The sequence below is a fragment of the Chitinophaga sp. genome (genome assembly GCF_035564935.1).
Taxonomy (GTDB): domain Bacteria; phylum Bacteroidota; class Bacteroidia; order Chitinophagales; family Chitinophagaceae; genus Chitinophaga.
On sequence record NZ_DATMTE010000225.1, the window covers coordinates 1 to 21,334 of the forward strand.

General features: G+C 46.0%; 15 protein-coding genes. 4 read left to right on the forward strand and 11 right to left on the reverse strand.

Features of this window, described 5'->3' with window-relative positions; all coding sequences use genetic code 11:
* Positions 1–38 precede the first annotated feature (38 nt).
* The 11 genes from VN105_RS05950 to VN105_RS06000 all read right to left on the reverse strand — a co-directional run bounded on the left by VN105_RS05950 (position 39) and on the right by VN105_RS06000 (position 18,839).
* On the reverse strand, positions 39–1,355 hold the full coding sequence (locus VN105_RS05950; RefSeq protein ID WP_325638885.1) for a MutS-related protein: 1,317 nt from the start codon (positions 1,353–1,355) through the stop codon (positions 39–41).
* A gap of 27 nt (positions 1,356–1,382) precedes the next feature.
* The gene (locus VN105_RS05955; protein ID WP_325638887.1) at positions 1,383–2,693 is read right to left on the reverse strand and encodes a MutS-related protein; all 1,311 of its coding nucleotides are present in this window, start codon (positions 2,691–2,693) and stop codon (positions 1,383–1,385) included.
* 22 nt (positions 2,694–2,715) lie between these two features.
* On the reverse strand, positions 2,716–5,049 hold the full coding sequence (locus tag VN105_RS05960; RefSeq protein ID WP_325638889.1) for a Gldg family protein: 2,334 nt from the start codon (positions 5,047–5,049) through the stop codon (positions 2,716–2,718).
* Between the two features lie 9 nt (positions 5,050–5,058).
* Entirely contained in the window at positions 5,059–5,988 is a 930-nt protein-coding gene (locus tag VN105_RS05965) for an ABC transporter ATP-binding protein (RefSeq protein ID WP_325638891.1), read from the reverse strand.
* A gap of 233 nt (positions 5,989–6,221) precedes the next feature.
* Positions 6,222–8,225 carry a carboxy terminal-processing peptidase gene (locus VN105_RS05970; protein ID WP_325638893.1) on the reverse strand — a complete coding sequence of 668 codons (2,004 nt, stop codon included), beginning with the start codon at positions 8,223–8,225 and terminating at the stop codon, positions 6,222–6,224.
* A 32-nt stretch (positions 8,226–8,257) separates the two neighbouring features.
* A complete protein-coding gene (locus VN105_RS05975) occupies positions 8,258–9,142 on the reverse strand; it encodes a hypothetical protein (RefSeq protein WP_325638895.1) in 885 nt (294 codons plus the stop codon).
* Positions 9,143–9,163: 21 nt separating this feature from the next.
* Positions 9,164–10,672: a RagB/SusD family nutrient uptake outer membrane protein gene (locus VN105_RS05980; protein WP_325638897.1), complete on the reverse strand. Its 1,509-nt coding sequence runs from the start codon at positions 10,670–10,672 to the stop codon at positions 9,164–9,166.
* A 13-nt stretch (positions 10,673–10,685) separates the two neighbouring features.
* A complete protein-coding gene (locus tag VN105_RS05985; protein ID WP_325638899.1) occupies positions 10,686–14,285 on the reverse strand; it encodes a SusC/RagA family TonB-linked outer membrane protein in 3,600 nt (1,199 codons plus the stop codon).
* A gap of 81 nt (positions 14,286–14,366) precedes the next feature.
* The gene (locus tag VN105_RS05990) at positions 14,367–15,539 is read right to left on the reverse strand and encodes a FecR domain-containing protein (RefSeq protein ID WP_325638901.1); all 1,173 of its coding nucleotides are present in this window, start codon (positions 15,537–15,539) and stop codon (positions 14,367–14,369) included.
* 70 nt (positions 15,540–15,609) lie between these two features.
* Entirely contained in the window at positions 15,610–16,212 is a 603-nt protein-coding gene (locus tag VN105_RS05995; protein WP_325638903.1) for an RNA polymerase sigma-70 factor, read from the reverse strand.
* A 245-nt stretch (positions 16,213–16,457) separates the two neighbouring features.
* Entirely contained in the window at positions 16,458–18,839 is a 2,382-nt protein-coding gene (locus VN105_RS06000; protein ID WP_325638905.1) for an ABC transporter permease, read from the reverse strand.
* Positions 18,840–19,272: 433 nt separating this feature from the next.
* Between VN105_RS06000 and VN105_RS06005 the strand changes: the two genes are divergently transcribed.
* The 4 genes from VN105_RS06005 to VN105_RS06020 form a co-directional block, all read left to right on the forward strand.
* A complete protein-coding gene (locus VN105_RS06005) occupies positions 19,273–19,761 on the forward strand; it encodes an RNA polymerase sigma factor (protein ID WP_325638907.1) in 489 nt (162 codons plus the stop codon).
* On the forward strand, positions 19,758–20,204 hold the full coding sequence (locus tag VN105_RS06010; protein ID WP_325638909.1) for a hypothetical protein: 447 nt from the start codon (positions 19,758–19,760) through the stop codon (positions 20,202–20,204). The genes VN105_RS06005 and VN105_RS06010 overlap by 4 nt, the downstream gene beginning before the upstream one ends.
* Positions 20,205–20,206: 2 nt before the next feature.
* Positions 20,207–20,710: a hypothetical protein gene (locus VN105_RS06015; RefSeq protein WP_325638911.1), complete on the forward strand. Its 504-nt coding sequence runs from the start codon at positions 20,207–20,209 to the stop codon at positions 20,708–20,710.
* 63 nt (positions 20,711–20,773) lie between these two features.
* Positions 20,774–21,334 (forward strand): carboxypeptidase-like regulatory domain-containing protein (locus tag VN105_RS06020; RefSeq protein ID WP_325638913.1); only part of this gene is annotated, 561 nt, incomplete at its 3' end.

A 21,334-nucleotide genomic window follows, 5' to 3' on the forward strand; every position in this document is an offset into this window, starting at 1 on the left:
TTTTCTTTGTTATCTATACTGGTTGCGCTACAGCATCATCAATCTCTCAGCAATTCCAGTATCCCTTCATTCCTGATGATCATCATACCCTGCCGGTCTTCCGTTATTCCCTGCTTCAGCTGGTAAGTATAGCGTGGATGCGCCCCCTCCATTATTGTTGGCATATATACAAATTGTATATTATCACAGCGCTTCAATGCTTCACCTACTTCAATAATATGCGTGGATACAATAAACAGGCAGTCGTTGTATTCCGCGAAAGCTTCTGTTACCGCCAGTGTGCCATCGTAGGCATCTTTCACATTGGTACCTTTGAACAGCTCGTCAAACATCAGCAATAGTTTCTGACCACTGGCCGTAGCCTCGGCCGCCTGCTTTACTCTCACCACTTCCGCATAAAAATGGCTGTAGCCCAGGTTGATATTATCTGATACATTAATGGAAGAGTAAATGCCATCCCTGATGGAAAATTCCATCTCCGATGCCGCTACGGGGAATCCCATATGTGCCAGGTACATACCTATTCCTACTGATTTCATAAGGGTCGACTTTCCTGCCATGTTGGCGCCTGTTAAAAACAACAGGTTATGCTGTTGGTTCAGCGATATGGAATTACCAACAGCATTGTCAATACAGGGATGATGCAAACCGGCAGCCGATAAAATATTGGCTTCCTGCGGATGCGCTTTGGCATAACTGAAACCTTTGATTTGTGCCACATGTCCTACAGCTATATTTACATCTAATTCGCTGATAAAAGCCAATATTTGTTCCATCCCCTCATGCAGGTCGTGCTTCAGCAGGTAATCATAAAACGCCAGCGTTTTAACCGGTAACGTTTTGTAGATATCTATATTCCGCAGTTTCTCCAGTCGTTTATCTTCCAGGACTTCTTTGACAGCTTTAAGGCGTGCTGTGTAAGGGCTGTGTTGCGACCAGGTATTCTCCACAAAAGTATAGCACCTGTTTAAAGTAATAATGGTGGCCTGCAGTCCCTGGATCTTCTTTTTATAACGCTCATCCCGGGTAATATCAGCCAGCAGCTTCTTAACCAGGATATCCGCCAGTGAGAATACCTGGTTTCCGGAAGTACCTGTGTCCAGGTAGTCGCGCATCTGGCCGATCTGCTGCACATCAAAAGGGAACACCAGTTTTGCTTCCTGGAAAAAGCGGAACACTTTGCTGCGTGCATTGATCATAGCGGCATCAGTTAACGGGCTGTTGAACATCTCGTTCAGCAACCGTTCGCCTCCACTGGTTTTTACTTTGTTGAATAATGCATACACGGAGCCATGCCGGAATTTCCCCAACAGGTTCAATTCATCCAATGTCTGTTTATCTATATTAAAACCCATAATCTTTCAAAGTATGAAGAGAGATATTTATGCCTGGTGAACCTTTTTATTTCGTCCTTTTTTTAATGTCTCCAGGATACCTTCGTTCCGGATAATGATCATCCCGTGCCGGTCGTCTGTAATGCCTTCTTCCAATCTGTACGTATATGTTGGCTGATGGCCACTCATATGCGTGGGAAGGTACCGGAAAGCAATAGTTGGTTCCAGCTTTAATTCCACGCCTGCTTCCACGATATGCGAAGAAATAATAAACAGGCTCTTGCTCTTTTTTGCAAATGCAGTGGTCACTTCCACAGTCGCTTCATGCGCATCTTTTACATTGGTACCACGGAACAGCTCATCAAATACGATGAACAGGGATTTACCCTGGTTCAGTTCTATGGCCATTTTCTTTACCCGCAATACCTCGTTATAAAAATGGCTGGCGCCAATACCAAGATTATCGGGCAGGTTGATGGTGGTGTAAATACCATCCAGGACGGAAAATTCCATGGATGCCGCGGCCACCGGGAACCCCACATGCGCCACGTATACCGCCGTGCTCACAGATCGCAGGAAGGTGGATTTTCCCGCCATGTTCGCTCCTGTCAGGAAGATCACATTTTTATGCGCATCCATTAAAACGTCATTGCTCACAGGACTCGTCAGTTCCGGATGATAAACACCCTGCAGTTTTAAGATCCCCGTTCCTTTTTCAATTGCCCTGGGGAAAATGAATTTCTTCTCCACAGCTATTTTAGCAACCGACAGGTATACATCCAGGTAATAGATCTGCTCCAGTAATTGCTTTATCCTGGCATATTCCCGCAACCTGAAAAGCGCGTCATATGCAGCTACCGCCGTGTAGGAAAGCTTTCCTTTCAGGCTTTCTCTCAGCGCAGGCTCAAAAGCAGGATCCGCAATTACAGATGCAATGGCCTTCCGCTCCTTTTCGTATGCTGCAATATTGATAACTCCCGGTGTTTCGATAAACACCTTCATGTATTGCAGGAGATTAATCACAGCAGTAACACCATTCTGAATATCCTTTTCTCCCAGGCTACCGGGCTGCGACGGGTTCCTGGCCTGCTCTTCTGCATTTACCAGGTACTTTTCTGCCATATCGAAAAGGGCCGCTTCAAAAGGAAAGGCCATCGCCAGAGCCGCAAAATGCTCAATGATATTGCTCCTGCGGTTGATCTCTTCCCGGTCCGACAAAGGCCGCTGGAAAAGCGTCTTCAGCATAGCCTCTCCTCCTCTTGTATATGTGCGGTTATACAAGTCGTAAATCCCTCCTTCATTCCGTTTACCAAATATCCGGAGATCATCTATTGTCTGTTCATCTATACCTAAGTTCATGATCGCTTTTTTTAAGTAACGATTATTTTCTCTTGCGCCTTAACAGCAACACTATTCCTGTAAGTAACACCAAAGCAGGCAGGATCCACACGTATACAATGATCAATACATTGGCCATTGCCGCACTGATGTTTAATTTGGTATCCTTTGCCCTGGTGTTCTGATCGTAGATCGGGAAGACATTATAATCCAGCCAGCTATAAATAGCCGTTCCCATAAAGCCGCCGCCATTTCGCATGTTGGACATAAAATCAGCGTCACTGCATACAATAATGCGCTGTTCCTTATTATTCACCTGCCTGGTTAACTGAACTGCCACCGGGAAAGCAGCCCTCACATCACCATCCTGCGGAGTGAATACCACCTGGGCAGAATCTACCACTAATGGTCCCATTTTCAGCCAACTCTTTTCTGCTACTGTCGACAGCAGGGGCTTTACAGTAAATGGAGCATTATTTTCAATGGAGATACCGGTGGCCCCCGGTACCTGTACGGTCAGCGTATCATAATCTTTTTCCTGTATACTTTCTCTAAGCCCCAACAGGTGCGGATCCTCAGAAAGATAAGCGCTCGCCGGTGTAAGATACGGAGTGAGCATATGCGGCATTTCATAGGCAGAAGGTTGTACCAGGTTACCTGGCATCAACTGCACACCTAATTTACCCAACAGAGGATTCAGGATCTGTTGTTTGCCCGGTTCACCGAGAATAAACAGGTTGCCGCCATTGGCAATATACTGGTTCAGCTTATTGATACTCACAGCGCCCAGTTCCGTTTTAGGGTCTGCCAGCACGAGGGCGGTGATGTCAGCCGGAATATCCTGTGTATCCAACGAAATGGTATCTGCATCAAACCCGAGGTTGACCAGCGAATAACGGGATAACTTTGAAGTTGAGTGTAATTCAAATTCACGTTCTCCACCTTTATAGATATTGCGTTCCAGGTCGCCGGTCATAAAATATACTTTGGGTAACTTTGCCTGCAGTAATCTTTTAAACGCGGCCGCCATATGCATTTCTTCCGGCCAGAACTGGTTATCATTGAAAGTACGTACAAAAACACTGCGGTCTTTGTATTTTAACTGCATCACGGTGCGCAGATTTTCCGGCTCCAGGTCAGCTATTTTACGTATTTCTTCCGGAGTTTTAAACAGGGAGATGTCTACATTATATCCATCTGCCATTTGCCCGGCAATATGTTTCAGCGTTTTTCCGGGAAAACCCCTGTAAATGGAGCTATCTCCCTTTTTTACGTTATAATAATACTCATAACTGAACTTAATACCAGGTTTGAAACGGATGTAGTTCTCCCAAACGGTGGACAGGTAATTATTGCGCGCCTCAGGTAATCCTTTTGCTGCAACAGGTCCCAGCAAATTGGTATAGAGCGTTACCTCCAGCGGATCATCTCCCAGTTCTTTCAGGATTTTCTGCGTAGCCGGGCGCAGCGTATTCGTTTTACGCGCAGTGGTGTCCCAATAACCGGTCAGCGCAGGCAATGAAGTGATATAACCGATGGCCAGTGCGGATACTATTACTGCCACATATTTTGCCGCCTTTACATACCATGGACTCGACTCCCGGCCGCTCCTTAGTTTCAGCATGGCAAACGACAGGAAAATATAGACGATAACGAGGAAGTAAAGCACGTCTTTGGTAGTGACCAGCCCACGCATCAGTTTCCCGGTGCGGCCAACCATAGAAAGGAAATAAGTAAGGTCTCTTATAAAATCATATTTCTGCCACAGGCCACCAATACGACCCAGCACGAAAATGATGATAAAAGTGCCGATAGCCGATACCACCTGGTAGGTAGTAAGGCTCGACATGAACAGGCCGATGGCGGTATAAGCACATACCAGCAGGTAAAAGCCCAGTGCCGCTGATAACAGTAATCCGTAATCAACAGCAACAATGTTAAAGGCCGCCGACACCATGAATATCCCTACTATACCTACCAGCAAAAGATTATAGATCATAATGGCCAGGTATTTCCCCAACACAATATGACGTATTTTAATAGGTGAAGAATAAAGCAGCTTGATGGAGCCATTATTGATTTCCCGGCTGATCAGTCCCATCGTGAGCAAAGGAACAAACAGGTAGAGATTTTGCAGTACATTTCCTATGATACCATTACCCGGGCTCAGGAAAATGATCGCGGTAAGTGACGGACCACCCGGCTTAAATTTCGGGTTATTACTCATCATTATATCCTGCCATTTAGCCATCGGAACCATTGAGTAAGTATAAAAAATCGCACACTGTATCAGGAATACTATTATTAAGAACCATGCCACCGGAGAATAGAATAAATTCCGCAGCTCTGTTCTCGTTATCTTAAATATTATTTTCATCTTATTGGTTTACTGGTTGGTTTGGGCAGATAATTGTTTGAAGGTGTCGTCGAGCAGCGTTTTATCGAAATTGATTTCGCGGAGCTTCCAGTGATATTCCATGCTGGCGGCCATCAGTCGTTCTGTAATATCCTCTCCTCCATCGAAATACACACGCACCTGCTTATCGCTCAGGAAATCTACTTTACTGACGCCTGCTATTTTTAACAACAACTCTTCAGACGGCCGGTTCTCCACGCGCATCAACACACTATGCGGCTGTACATAATTGTTAAAGGCATCCATCGTATCGGAAAATATCATCCGTCCTCCTTCTATCATGATAATTTCCTTACAAAGCAATTGTACTTCGGACAGGATATGCGATGAGAAAAGCACCGCATGGTCCAGCGCAATTTCCCTGATCAGCTTCCGGGCTTCAATAATCTGGTTGGGATCCAGGCCATTCGTGGGTTCATCCAGCACTACCAGCCTGGGCTTATGGATAATCGCCTGGGCAATACCCACCCGCTGACGGTAGCCGCCAGACAGGTTCCCAATCAGCCTGGAACTGAGATGTGACAACCCGCAGCGCTCCTTTACTTCTTCCAGCGCTCCCTTTATTTTATTCTTTTCAATAAACCGCAGCTCTGCACTGTATATGAGATATTCATCTATCGTAAGATCGGGATACAAGGGCGGTACCTGTGGCAGGAAACCAATGTCCTTTTTTGCTGCTTCGGGATGTTTCCTCAGATCAGTGCCGTTTATGTACACCGTCCCTTCACTTTGGTTGAGCGCGCCACATATGATATTCATAGTAGTGGATTTACCGGCGCCATTGGAACCCAACAAGCCTACCACACCAGTATGCGCTATTTCCAGGTTGATATTGCGTATGGCCCAGGAGGAATTACTGTACCTGTGAGACAGGTTATCTGTCTTTAAAATAAAACTCATAATCAGTTTATGTTGTTACAGAGAGTAAACATTGAAGCGGAAACAGCACCTATTCTCAATGATGATATTGGCAATTGTCAGTGAGCCGTGCATTCTTCCGTTTTTGGTTATATAATAAAGACTAAGAAATGAAAGGGAGGAACTATGGATCTTGAAAATAAATTTTCCGTTAAAACGCCACCAGTCTGCTCACCTGCCTGTCAATAGCAGCACAGAAGCAGGTATTTCACGGATCAGGGCGTTGTATATTTCAACGCGGCGGCGATGTATATATCCGGTTTCAGTTTACTGATCCAGGCCTGGTAGCTCTCCATTGAAACCGGGCGTGTGCCGGCGGTATTCACCGGTATTATATCCAGTTCTTTACCGGCAGGTAATTTTTGCAATTGATGCAGTCTTTTTTGCACCTGCTGCCGGGCATTCTGTTGCGCGGTGTAATCCGCCAGGTTCAATGGCTTTTTAGCCGCGGTGGTGTATAATTGCTGTGTAAGCTGCCTGATAGCGTTAAATACCGTATCCGTCTCATGCTGTTGCATGTTCCGCGATGTTTTCCAAACTACATAGTCAGTCGCAGGAACCTGGTCCCAGGGCAGGGCATCTGCGTTATCTTTTTCACGGATCTTCATAAAATCATATACATCGGGTAGTACAATATCCGGTATCACACCCTTAATTTGTGTGGAGCCGCCGCTTATGCGATAAAATTGCTGGAAGGTGAGTTTCAGCAATCCATCTTCAGGAGCACCTAAAGGAAAGGTTGATTGCACCGTGCCTTTGCCATAGGTAGCACTGCTGCCGATAATAATACCGCGATGATAATCCTGTATAGCAGCCGCAAATATCTCTGCTGCAGAAGCGCTCATTTCATTCACCATCACCGTCAGTGGACCATCATACAAAAGACTGCTGTCGCCGTCGTTCAGCACATGTATGTTACCGGTATTATCTTTTACCTGTACTACTGGTCCGGCCTTGATAAAGAGCCCGGCCATACGGATCACTTCGTCCAGGGAACCGCCACCGTTGGACCGGAGATCGAGTATAATACCATTGACCTTTTCTGCTTTCAGCGCGGCAACAGCCGCAGCAATATCTTTGGCGCAATGCACATCTGTGCGGCCGGTAGGGTCTGTATAGAACTTCGGCAGCATAATATAGCCCGTTTTATGCCCGCCTTCCCGGATAATGGCGGACCGCGCAAAGCCTTCTTCCTGCACAATCTCATCCCTGGTCAGGGACACTACGTTAAGCGCACCGGTTTCCTTCTTTATCATCAGTTTCACCGCTGTGCCTTTCTCACCCCTGATCAGGGCCGATATTTCAGAAGGCAGCATGCCATCGATGTCTGTAAGCGGGGTGGCATTACCAGCGCCAATCTGTAGCAGCTGATCACCAGGATGCAGCTGGCCGCTTTTTTCAGCTGGTCCGCCTGGCTCCAGGCTTACTATTTTTGTCGTCCCATCTTCCTGTTGCAACTGCACACCAATGCCAATAAAGTGGTTACGCAATTCATTGTAATAAGATTGTACTGCTGCCGGCGGGAAATAATCCGTATGCGGATCCATGATCCGCACAATTACATTCACGAAAGCATTGAATTGTTTTTCTTCTGTAAGACTCACTTTAGTACCTGCTATACTCCGGCGCAGCTGTTGCCGGGTTTTCTCACGGGCCGCCGCTTCCGTAGCTGCTGTAGTCCCCTTCCTGTATTGTTGTTCCTGCAACAATATAAAATTTCGCAACACCAGGTATTTCAGGTAGCGATATCCGTTATAGATACGTTCTTTCTTATCAGCCGGGTAATGATCTGCCTTCTGCCAGCTTTCATTCTTTACATCAAAACGCATAGGCGCGGATAGATCCTGCTGGTATTCCGTTTCTACTTCTGTCACCCGTTGCGTAAAAAGTGCGGATGCTGCGGTGAAAAATTCCATGGGCACGGTGCCTGCTATTTCTTCATCCAGTTGCCGGCGGTATTTCTCCAGTGCAGTAATATCTTCCTGCAAAAAGAAGCGCTTATCCGGGTCCAGCTGCGCCAGGTATGCTTCCCATACTTCACCGGAAAACGTATCATTCATCGTCTTCGGATGATAATGTTTTGCAGTAAGCATTTTGCCCACTGCTACCAGGATCTGTTGCTCCTTTTGCCGCTTATCATCCTTTTTAACTACGGGCGTAAAAGATGATAAAAAAACAGTGGCAGCCAGGGCTGCCACCAATGTTACATTCCTTTGCATGTCTGTTTCTTTTGTGCAATACACTCACCGGTTCAGGGCATTTTAAAACCCAGTGCTGCCAGTGCTTTGGTAAACAAATCGTATTTAGTCATTACCAGCGGGTAATTACCATATTTTGCAGCAAACTGTTCTTTTGTTAACGTCAGCACCAGGTCGAAGTAACCGCTGATATCATCCACCTGCGTTCCTGTTGAATAGTAAGACGGTGGCAGAGGGCTCAGTGATACCAACCCATAGGTTTCCCTTGGCGCATAGGGCAGGTAGCCGGAAATTGAGCCGTCGCCATAGGCGCCTTTATTATAAAAATCGGCGCTTACGGCAACGAAGTTTTTCAACAGGTCGTCCCGTTGACCCAATGGTGTTTGTAAAATGGCTTTGAAAATGTCTTTCTTAAAATAGGTCAGCGTATCAGGCGCCATGCCGGCAATGGCGTTGACCCTGGAGATAATCAGTGTATTTACTGTCGGATAACCGCTATACAGCATAGTCACAATACTGCGTATCCCACCGTTATTAACCAGCACTTTACCGGTAGCCGAATCTGCCAGCAAAATGCTGAATGGCTTCAGCGCACCGCCGAGCGCCGGCAGTATCTGGCTTTTCACAAAATTGAGACCAGTCAGTACGGCGCCGGAACTGGTCAGGTATTTAATCCGTAACGTGGAATCGTAGGTAGTTATCTGGTACGCTGCATTCAGCAATGTAACCGGGTTCCTGGTTAATGTATCGCTGTAAAGCACAGGTATACCGGTTTCCTTATACAACAGGTAAATCTGGTGATCCGCTTCGTTGGAGGGGTTATCTACCCGCATATACGGATCCAGCTGAACAGGTGAAGGGTCGGGTGATTTTTCCTTTTTGCAGGAAAATAAAACAGTAACGCCCGATAGCAATAATAAACTGATATATTGTTTCATGTAGAAGCGCTGTTTAAGTGGTTAAAAGGTTCTGTCCTGCCGTGCCGGGTTCGGCGCCAGGGCGCCCTGGTTAAATAAGATAGCCGGCGGGGGAATAGGCAGCAGGTAATCCGGGTCGCCGGGTTCCAATGTAAGTGTTGCACGTATTACCGCGCCACCTACTACGCCATCAGACCAGGTATGAACAATTTTTTTGGTGAAAGGATATTTTTCATTCACCGCATATCTTTTCAGATCAAACCAGCGGTGTCCTTCAAAGCATAATTCCCTTCTTCTTTCATCCCGTATAAAATTTACCAGCGGCACACCTGAAAGGTTCACCGGCGTAAAGTCTGCCGGCAGAAAACGTGCTGCCCGCAGGGTATTCAGCGCCGCATTGGCGCCCGCCGGCTGATCCAGCATGGCGGCAGCTTCGGCTTTGTTCAGATAAGCCTCTGCATTACGCATGAAATAGGAATCAGAAAGAATTTCCACAGGCGTAACGGTATTTGACCGGTATACTTTTGTATAACGGTAAATACCATTACTGCCTTGCTCAAAAAATGCTTTCAGACGCAGATCCCGGGGTTGATAAAGACCCATCAGATCAGGGCTGGGCATGAGCACCTTTAACTGCTGCTGCAACGGAGAAGTAAAGATCATTGAATTTCCCCCCTGTGTAAAAATAGCTTCGGGAGAAGCGCTATTGAAGAAGCTCGTCTCTGGTTTATATTGCGCCAGGTTGAACAATTGTGCTCTGCGGGCAATCACCTTATCGGCTGCCACCGCTGCATTCTGCCAGTCCTGCATATACAGGTACACCCGGCTTTGCAGGATGTTTACCGCATTTACATCCGCATGATAGATAGAGGTTTGCTGTACCCCATCCAGTAAGCCTTCTGCTTCTTTAAGATCCACTACCATCTGTTGATATACACTGTCAACAGTGGAACGGGTAAAAAATTTATCTTCTATATACTCGGTAATCTTCAAGGGGACGCCCGGATCAGTACTGGCTGTTTTTCTATTGTAAGCCAACGCGTAAGTATTTACCATGTAGAAGTAATACTCTGCCCGCAGAAACAATGCTTCTCCGCGAATGCGTTTCAGCTCCTCCGGGTTATCCTTCAGATCAGCGGCCTTTTGCGCTATAACGTTGACCGCATTGATATTAACGTAGAACTTCGACCAGCTGTCATCATTGTTGAAACCATAGTTATAGCTCACAAAGGGATTTGCCTGCCATGTAAACATCCCGAAATAATCCTGACGACCGTCAAAAAAAGCGGGACCTGTTACATTCTCCGCAATATCGTCGTCCATCACGTTCAGCCACGACATATAGGAAGGATCCGGCTTTTCTTTATAGGAATTGGTAGGAAAAGGTGGCAGCAGGTGTGGCATATAGCCATCACCCACCAATACTTCCTGCAAGCGCTGCCAGTTGTCTGCATATTGCAGCGACTGGGAGTTCTCATCCAGGAACTTTTTACACCCGGTGATTGCTACCACCAACACGAAGCATATCATGCATACTTTGAACCATTTCATCGTACAATCAATTTTAGAATGAAACATCAATACCGAAAGAGTAAGTAGGCCGCGGCGCCTGCTGTATAGAACCATCAAAGCTGTTCTGCTCAGGATCCTGCCCGTGCAGTTCTTTGCTGGCAAAGGTATACAGGTTGGTGCCTGACAACAGGATAGTAGCAGCTTTGAGCCTCCACCTGCTAAGCAGCTGGTCGGGCAGCATGTAGCGGAAAGTCATTGTTTTCAGCTTCACAAAATTGCCACTGGCTACTCTTACATCGGAGTTGTCGTACATCTGCCAGATATTATCTGCATACTGGTAAGGCTGCCCGCCGGATCCGTGCTGACGGGTACGGTTGAAATCCACATCCGATAAAATAGCCGGTATGTTGGTGAACGCTTCATCGCCCGGTTGGCGCCAGCGGCCAATAAATACGCGGTTTACGTTACTCTCCGGCAATGGCGTGGAAGACGCGTTGGTAAACGGTACCTTATCAGGACCGGTATACAGTTTAAATAAGCGCACCTTTGAACCAAAGCTGTAAGCAAGATTGAAGCTCAGTCCAAAATTTTTGTACGTAAAAATATTGCTGATCCCACCTTGTATAGTAGGGATACGGTTACCGGAAGGCGCCATCACCTGCTGATATACCAGGTCGCGGTTCATAGTCGCGTAATTCTTCCAGTCGTCCGGACTATCATTTTTAAACGTCGGATATCCCTTGAGGTGATCTAAACCATTAAACTGGTAGGAATAAAAAGTATTGACCGGCTTATCGTTGACGATCTGGCTGCCATCGAGATAGTTGAGATAGGAATTGGGATTGGCCGGTCCTACCGACTGGTTCAACCCATTGTTGTTAATAGCTTTGGCCAGCAACCGGTTAACTACCTGTCCCAGTTGGGGGTCAATTCTCCAGCTGAATCCTTTACTTTTCCCGTTAGCACCGATGTTATTCATCGGTACAAAACTAAACGCCACTTCCACTCCCTGGTTCTCGATGGTACCGGAATTTACTACATAAGTGGTTCTGCCATTAACATCCGATACTTCTTTATTCAGAAAAGCATTATCGGTTTTCTTATGGAAGTAAGTTACCGTACCGTTTATTTTATTATGCAGCAGTGCGAAATCCAGCGTCAGGTTCACTTCCCGTGTATTCTCCCATTTCAGGTTGGGATTGGGATAATAGGCAATGTTGGAATAGTATTCCTGTGTAACGGGATCCAGTGAACCCTGCTTGATGATCAGCTCCGGCGTTTGGTTTTCCAGCATGTTACCCTGGTAGCCGTAAGATCCTCTCAGGGCCAATGTATTTACGAAACCGGAGTATTTAAAGAAATCTTCCGCAACATCCCATCTGCCGGAAACAGACCAGGTAGGCAGGAATTTCTCGCGGCTGCGGGAGCCGAACTTATTGGAAAAATCTGTCCTGGTATTAAAGTTCAGAATGTATTTACGATTGATGGTATAGCTACCGGAAAAGTAACCGGAAGCAAGATTGGTCAGTATATCCTGTACCAGGTCCACATTAGTGCCCTGCCATTGTCCGTAGGCCGGGAACTTCACCGGGTCCACAGGTGCAAAAGTTTCGCCCCTGTCTGGCAGGTAGCCTCTTCTTACCAGCTGTAATCCCTTATAGGCATTGGAGGATACTTCTGTTCCCAGGAGAATGTCCAGGCGGTCGCGCTGATTGGCGCCAACGGGCGCACCATAGTTTACCTGACCCCTTACCAGGTAAGAAGCATTGCGGGTAGTATTGGTCTGTAACTCACCGCCATAAGGCATGAGGGTAAACTGAGGATCCGGAATTGTTTTGTATTCGCTTTTTCTTAAACCGGCGGCATAAAACGTATTTTCATTATAGCCGATCTGTTGGGTAGTATTGTTATTGGCATAGGAAAACAGTACCGTACCGGTGAGGGCCCTGTTGAATTTATAATTCAGGTTGGTGCTGAGGTTAATGCCGGATACATCACTTCTGTCTGTGGAGTTCTGCATTTCATTCAGCACATTGTAATTATAATATTTGAAGGATGTTGGGTCAAACCTGCTGTAGTAGCTTAATGACCCGTCATCGTTATAGGCAGGGATAGCGCGGCTGGTGTTGTATGCATAGTTAAGCGCATTTACAGAAGAAGCTACATACTTCCGTTTCTCCACATTATTTCTCAGGTTTAATTCCCAGCTGAGTTTTTTAGTGACGTTGGAATTTAATTTGATGAAAGCCGTATACTGATCAATACCTTCTCCTTTCAGCGTACCCATTTGTGTGGCAGCGCCTACAGAAGCAAAGTAGCTAAGCTTATCGGTACCACCGGAAATGCTCAGGTTATTTTGCGTGGATAATGCATCGCGGGTAATGAGTTTGAACCAGTCGGTGTTATTTGTTTCCAGTTTATTCACTGCCTGCTGAAACTGCTCATAGCTATACTTTCCACTGTATAAATCATTCAATGCACCTTCATAGCCTACCCAGTTAATGGTAGCAGGATAAACAGCGCCATTACTGATCAGATCCCGTGAAAAGTCAACACGTTCCCGGGAATTCATCAGGTCAATATTATGATCTGTATAACGGGGCCGCGGTGTATAAGTGCTGGAATTACTGAAGTTCACCACCGGGGCGCCGGGACGGCCCCTTTTGGTGGTGATCACAATCACGCCGTTCGCAGCTCTTACCCCATACAAGGCAGTAGCAGATGCATCTTTCAGTACATCTATCTGTTCAATATCATAAGGTTTAAGACCGGAGATGGCATTGCCCAAACGGTTTACAAAATCCAGGTCATTGATCGTTTGCGGATCTATGCCCACCGGATCATTTACTACCACCCCATCTACTACCCACACCGGTTCCCTGCTACCCAGCACCGTGGAAGTACCACGGATGCGTATTTTGGGAGAAGCGCCGATAGCGCCGGAATTATTCATCACAAATAAACCGGGTACACGCCCTTCCAGTGCCTGATCGATGGAGAACATGCCGGGTGTAACAATGTCCGCTGCTTTCAGTGTGGTAATTGCACTGGTGAGTTTACGGCTGTCTATCTGCTGGTATCCATTGGTAACAGTTATCTCTTTCAGCGCTGTTTCCTGCGATGTAAGCTGTATTAGCTGCTTCCTGCCTGCATCCGTTATCCTGTAAAGGTTAGGCTTGTACCCTACAAAGGTTACCAGCAGGTTATCACCCGTTGTTGCATCTACAGTGAAATGTCCTTTCTCGTCTGCAGTTACAAACCTGTTTTTCGTATATACGGCGATAGTAGCTCCTATCAATGGAGTTCCGGTGGCCGAATCCCTTACAAAGCCTTCTACTGTTTCCAGTGTTCTCGCACCTTTCGGAACAATCATAATAGTGGTATTTTCTATTACGTATTCGAATGGCTGATCACGCATGATCATGTTCATAAAGTCTTTCAGCGGCATATGCTTCGCCTCCAGCGTCAACGGTTTCGTATCCCGTACGGTCTTTTTGGTATAGAATACGGAATAGCCTGTTTGCTTCTTCACTTCTGCCAATACCTGTTCCAGCGACAACTCCTTTCCTGTTAAGGTAATGAACGGGATCGTTCCGGTTGAAACGGTGATCCTGGTTGACTGTGACCGAACTGGAGCACTGAAAAGTAGCATAGATAAGACAATACACGCCCCATAACAAAGAGCCTTTGTTTTCATGTTCGTCATTTGTTTGGTTGATTATTAAATATGTCCCTATTGACTGATCACCAGTCTTCTTCCTTCGAGCCGGTATTGTACACCTACCTTACCAAGGAAGAATAAAACTTTAGATAAGCTTACGTCCCTTCCTAATGTTCCTTCAAAATCGATGTCTGGTATGCCGCTCTCGTACGTAACATCGATATCGTACCATCGCGATAACTGACGCATCACCTGATCAAATGGCATATGATTAAAATCAAATAAGCCGTCTTTCCAGGCGAGGACCTGTGCTACATCTGCATTTGCAGTAACATGAATATGTTTTTTTCCTGCAGACTGATTAGGTACCCTGGCCTGTTGTCCTGGTGAAAGTATGGTTGATTCCTCATTAAGATTAAAGCGGATAGCGCCTTCTGCTAAAGTGGCGGCTATATTTTTCTCGTCAGGATATGCATTGATATTAAAATGCGTTCCCAGTACGTCTATCGTCGTTTCTTTATTAATTTTTACCCTGAAAGGCATGTTGGCATTGGATGCTATTTCAAAGTATACTTCCCCGGTTATTTCTACATTCCTTTCTTTGCCGCTAAAGGCAGCAGGATATTTAATGGAAGAAGCGGAGTTCAGCCACGCTTTGGAGCCATCCGGCAATACTATCCGGAATTCCCGGCCCCGTGGTGTAGTGAGTGTGTTAAACACTATGGAGGTAGTGACAGAATCAGGCTGGTATTGCAATTGACCGTTGTCCAGCGCCACTTTCACCCCGTTTTGAATAGCGATAGTCCCGCTCCCGGTGCTATCGAGCGCAATATTTTCGCCGTTAGACAGTGTAAGGATCGCGCCTTTGCTGCCAGCCGGGATCTTTGTATCGGGCTCTGATACAGCAACTGTTGGATGTTTTGGCGAAACAGGGCTATTTTGCTGATGCCAGAAATAACCGGCGGCGCCTAACAACACCAGGATGCCTGCCGCTGCAGCCCACCACATGCGGCGATATACCGGCTTACGGCTTAGCTCCTGGTCCATGCTCATGATGCGGCTGAACAACAGCTCTTCCTGTACAGGATCGCCCGTTCCGGATTCCCGCTGCCCCGCGAGGAGCGCTGCGATCTCTTCCGGTAACACGGCTTCATCTTCCTGTATATACGTCATCAGCCGGCCTACCTCTTCTGAAGTAAGCTGCCCATGCAGGTAACGTGCTAATAGTTCCTTAAAATCATTCATCGGTTAAGTATAAAGATCAGCCGCTTTTAGGTGGTCCTCCTCTTAAAGACTTCAAAAGAAAAGACATGAACTAGTGATTCTGAAAAAATATTTTCAACAGGGCCCAAACCAATACGGCGCCGCTGGTATTATCTTTCAGATAGTCCCTGATTACCTTTAAGGATTGTACAATATGATTCCTCACTGTATTGCGGGAAATATTTAATTGGTGAGCTATTTCTTCATGAGAAAGCCCCTGATCACGGCTAAGGCGGTATACCAGTTCCTGCTGAGGAGTTAGCTGACCGATGGCAAGATTAATCTGTTCCTGGGTTTCTTTGGTAAGTAAGGTAAGGTCGGCGTGGTTACCGCTGCTTTCGAAATAGTCGATGATGCCTTGTTTAAAGTGCTCGTCTTTTGCTTTTTTCTTTAATTCTGTGAAGATGTGATTACGTGCCATCATAAAAAGATAATCTTCAAATCTTTCTACATGACCAAACTGGTCTCTTTTCTGCCACACTTTCAGAAAAACATCCTGTACCATGTCTTCCGCCAGGGGTACGGACTTGGTAAGTACCAGCGCTACGGTGTATACATTATTCCAGTGAAGATGAAATAACTGCCTGTACGCCGTTTCATCCCCCTCCGCTACCAGGCGCAGTAGTTCTTTTTCGTTATTTTCATCCACATGCATCCCTTTATGTAATTAGGCGATTGTTGATTGTCCCGGTGTGTGAAGATGGCAGCAGTTTAGCTGATTCTACTGCGAAAGTATCTAAAATAATTATTTAAAACGTATCCATCTTACAACCCTGGTATAACATCCCGCCATCACAGGTCTGTTTCTTACAGCAGCGGCATTCAATTCTTCGCGGAAGTATTAAGCCATCCGGGGTACCCGGATTTAAGCGGCAAACGGCAATACAGGAGGGAATTAATTTACTCTGAGCGCAGGCTTTTTACCGGATTCATAAAGGCAACTTTTATAGATTGCCCACTGACTGTCAATAAAGTGATGAGGACTGCGCTTATCCCGGTGGCTGCAAAGATCCACCAGGGAATATTGCTGCGGTATTCATAATTCTCCAGCCAGCGCTGCATGAAGAACCAGGCCAGGGGCGCTGCGATAATAAAGGCTATCACTATCAGCAGTACAAATTCTTTTGATAATAACTGCCAGATATTGAAAGTGGAAGCGCCTAATACTTTGCGTACGCCGATCTCCTTTGTACGTTGCTCCGCCATGAACAATGCCATACCAAATAATCCCAGGCAGCTGATGAAAACGGCCAGGACGGCAAAAACACCGGCCAGTTTACCTACGCGGGCTTCCTCATCAAACTTGTGCGCATAATCATCATCTGCAAACTGGTATTTAAAAGGTTGAGCAGGGCTGTGGCGTTTAAATACAGCTGTTATATTGTTCAATGCCTTTTGGGTGCTGGCTGCGGGGTTTATTTTCAGGATCGCATAATTATTGTGGTCTTTGCGCACACAATAGAGAGAAGGCCTTACGGAAGCATAAGGCGATTCCATGAGCATGTCCCTGATCACGCCAATTACTTTGTAGGGCTCTCCATTCCATCTGATGATCTCTCCTATCGGGTTCTTCAGCCCCATAAGCTTTACAGCACTTTCATTGATCACAAAAGCCATTGAGTCGCTGGCAAATTCCCTGGAAAAATCCCGTCCAGCCACAAATTGCCAGCCTACCGTTCTGCCATATTCATGAGAGACGCCGGTATTTGGAATATCTATCGACATATCAGGATCTTTGCCTTTCCAGGAGATGTCCCCATTTGTAGACCAAACACCGGTAACGGGCCCGCTTGAAGTGGCCATTTCAGTGATCACTCCTGCATTTTTCAGCTCCTGGCGGATAACATCCACGTGGTTGGGAATGTCCATGGTCATCAGCTGCGTCATTACCAGCCCATTGTTGTTATAGCCCAGGGGGCGGTCCTTGGCGAACTGGATCTGGCGGAATACTACGAGCGTACCGATGATCAGGAGCACGGAAACGCCAAATTGCATCACTACCAGCACCTTACGGGGAACAGCTGCGAAACGGCCTACTTTGAAGGTGCCTTTCAGTACTTTGACAGGTCTGAATGCCGATAGGTAAAGGGCGGGATAACTGCCGGCCAGGAGACCGGTGATCAGGCTAAAACCCAGTCCGGCCAGCCAGAATAAAGGCTGTGCCCAGGGTATACTGATCTTCTTCCCTGCCAGCTCATTAAAAGCAGGAAGCATGAGCTGCACCAGGATCATGCATAATATAAATGCGATCGCTGTTACTAAGAGAGATTCACAGAAGAACTGGCTGACAAGCTGCATACGGAAAGAACCGACAGCTTTACGGATGCCTACTTCCTTTGCACGTTTTTCGGAACGGGCGGTACTGAGGTTCATAAAGTTGATGCAGGCCAGCAGTAATACAAATACGCCTATGGTCCCAAAGAGCCAGACAAATTGAATACGGCCTCCGGCGCTGAGCCCATTGCGGAAGTCTCCATGTAAATGCCATCTGTCCATGGGAAACAGGAACAAGCTGGGGGCGAATTTTTTGCTGATCTCATCAACATGCATCATTTTAATGTTCCTGATCTTTAAAGACGCCTGCTCCATGTCTACATGATCTGCCAATTGTACAAGTACTTCGAACGAATTATTGCCCCAGGCCTCCTGGTCCCGGATCCACGGCGTATTTGCCACCATGAGATCCCAGGGGGCTATAAAGGCCATATTTGCGAAGGAAGAGTTGTGCGGCAGGTCTTCATATATGCCAGTCACTTTTACCATCATCTGGTTATCGATCTTCATGATCTTATCCATTGGGTCGGTATTACCGAATAAGGACTTTGCCAGGGATGCAGACAGGAGAATAGAGTTAAGGTCTTTGAGACCGTTCCGGTTGCCACTGAGCATTTTCAGGTCCAGCATCTCAGGAAGCGCTGTCTCAGCAAAGTTGCCGGATTTGATCAGCTTATCCTCTCCTATAGACAGGATATGGCTACCCGTCCAGGAGGACATCAGCACATGCTTGAAATCACTGCCATAGCTCTCACGGATCGCCTTTCCCGTAGGCGCAGGCATATTATACCAGGTGATAGTCTCCCCGTTTATATTCAGGTTCTGGATCACCCGGGCAATGCGGTCATGATCCTTGAAGTTCCGGTCATAGGTTAGCTCATCCCAGATCCAGAGGCCGATCAACAGCGCTATGGCCATACCAACAGAGAGCCCTGTGATATTGATGACAGAGTGCGCCTTATTCTTTAAAAGATTACGGAAAGCAGTCTTAAAGTAATTTCTGAACATACCCGGGAATTTGGCAGTACTGAAAACTAAGAAGATGCCGGATATTATGTAGCTGTTAATCAGTTATTTAGAAATGCTGTATTGTCCGTTTTCGTACACCGGACGCCCATTTTAGCACATCCTGTTGCAGAAGTATGCTGACCTGGTGAATGATCTCCCCGATATGCCTGATGTTGTGGTGAGCGTTTATTGCTAGCCGTAATGCTCACCTGATTACGTGTAACCGTTATAGTCAGAGTAATGAGAAACTAATATAAAGAAATTCATTATTATCATCTTTATGCTTAAAATGAAAATAATGCGTTCAATTCATATTTCCAACCTGAAGTCGATTAAATAGCAAGCTGATAACTTTCAGCTTGCAATATACCGGTGCAAAAAAAATTTCAGGAATTGTAACTTTTGATGATTTCAAATTGTCTCCCTAATAGATATGAACCAAAGCCTGTATGAAAAGTTCCTGAGTAGTCAATCCAAACTGTATCGGTTTGCCTATTCGCTCGCTAAAAATGTGAGCGATGCTAAGGATATTCATCAGGATACGTTGATTAAAATATGGGAAATGCGGGAACAATGGGAAAAATGGGAAAACATGGAAGCTTATGGGATGCGGATCACCCGCAACACCTACCTGAACTTCCAAAAGGCCCGGCAGCGACGATTACATTTGGAACTGGATGAGTTGACGGAGAAACCCCAGCCCAATGAGATTGAAAAGCATATAGTGATCGATGGTCTGAAGCATCAATTCCTCAGCATGATCCAACCCTTACCCCAATTGCAACAAAACATCCTGTATTTAAGAGAAGTCGAGGAGTTGGAATACAAAGAGATCGCAGAGATTCTGGAGATTTCAGAATCACAAGTGAAGGTCTACCTTTTCAGGGGCAGACAATTTATTAAAACAAATACCCAGAAATGATGGAAGCAGCGGAACTGAAACGATTATTAGAAAAATACTACGCAGCAGAAACTACCCTGGCGGAAGAACGCGCTTTAAAGCAATACCTGGAACAGCATCCCGCGCAACAAGTCTCCGGGCAGCCCTTTTTTCAAGCCGTAAATGAATTTAAGCTGTTGGATACTCCGATACAGGAGTTCAGGACTTCTTCATCAGAAAGCCGTATCCACAGATTATCAGTCTGGAGAAGAACGCTGCGTCAGGTCGCCGCCGTGGCAATTCTCGCATTAACGACTGTTGCAATCAGTCAAAGCTACAGGCGCTATGAAAGGAACAAAGCAGAAGCCCTGCTGCAACAAAATGTGGAGGCAGACCTGATGCGAATTTCAAATCTTTTGAACCAGGCCGATGCAAATCTGAATAGCTCAGTTGAACACACCGTTATACCCGGCTTAAACCATTAATTATGAAAGTTCAATTTATCATCCTGCTTTTCTTATCGCTCTCCTTTAACCTGGCCTTTGGTCAGGAAAAGAACAGTGGTAAAGCTGGCGATAGCTTTGTTGACGCCTATTTCACCACCTATGCTAAAATGCCGGGTTATGACGCCCAGATGATGGGAGAAGCGATGGTAAAAAGGCTGAATAATAAGGAAGCCTGGAAGCACCCTTCTATCGCCAGATTCATGAAACAGGTTAAAACCTATAAAAATTTAAGCATGCCGGTGACCCCTGAATTTACAAGTAGCATGCTTGAACAATTAGATCAACAAGTCAAAACAGACCGGCGTTATGACCTATATTACCGTAAAGTAACTGCTAATTCTGTAGTCATTATTTATACGCGCGGCAAACAACCCATTAAAGAAATTGCTGTTGTGTCTATAGCCTGGGGGCGTTTGACAGTCAGTAGCTTCATCGGGGATCAGATCGACCTGGAAAGTGTCCGTGCCTTGTCAGAAAACCGCTAAAGAAATATTACAATGGGAACTTAATCCACCGCTATTAAACTGCTTAATATAACCTCATGTGCTATGAAAAAGTCATTTCTAGTAACTATCGGTATGCTCATCCCAATATTCAGCTTTGCGCAACAAGTCTCCAATATGTCCTTTAAAGCCGTGATAGCTGACAGTAATAATCGTCAGCCGCTGGCTTATGCCATTGTTTCATTAAAGTCTGCACAAGGGAAAACAGTTTCCCAACAAGCGGATGAAAACGGAAGGATAGTCATAAGATCGATCTTCACAGGGCCATATACTTTAGGGGTAAGCATGATGGGCTATTGGCCTTACGCCAAAAACGTCCATCTCTCATCCGGCAACATGGATACGGTGTGGCAAATTCTGCTGCAACCTAAGTCTGTTAGTTTGGAACAAATGACCATAAGTGGTAGAAAAAATCTGATTGAAAGTTTTGGAGGTGGCTTCCAGTTTAACCCCGATGACAAAAGTATCAACAAAACCGGGACAGCAGTGGACTTATTGGCTCAGGTTCCGGGGATAAGTGCAGAAAATAATGATGATATCAAGCTCAAAGGAAATACTGCCCGGATCATGGTCAATGGTAAACTGCTAAATTTATCCGGTCAGGAA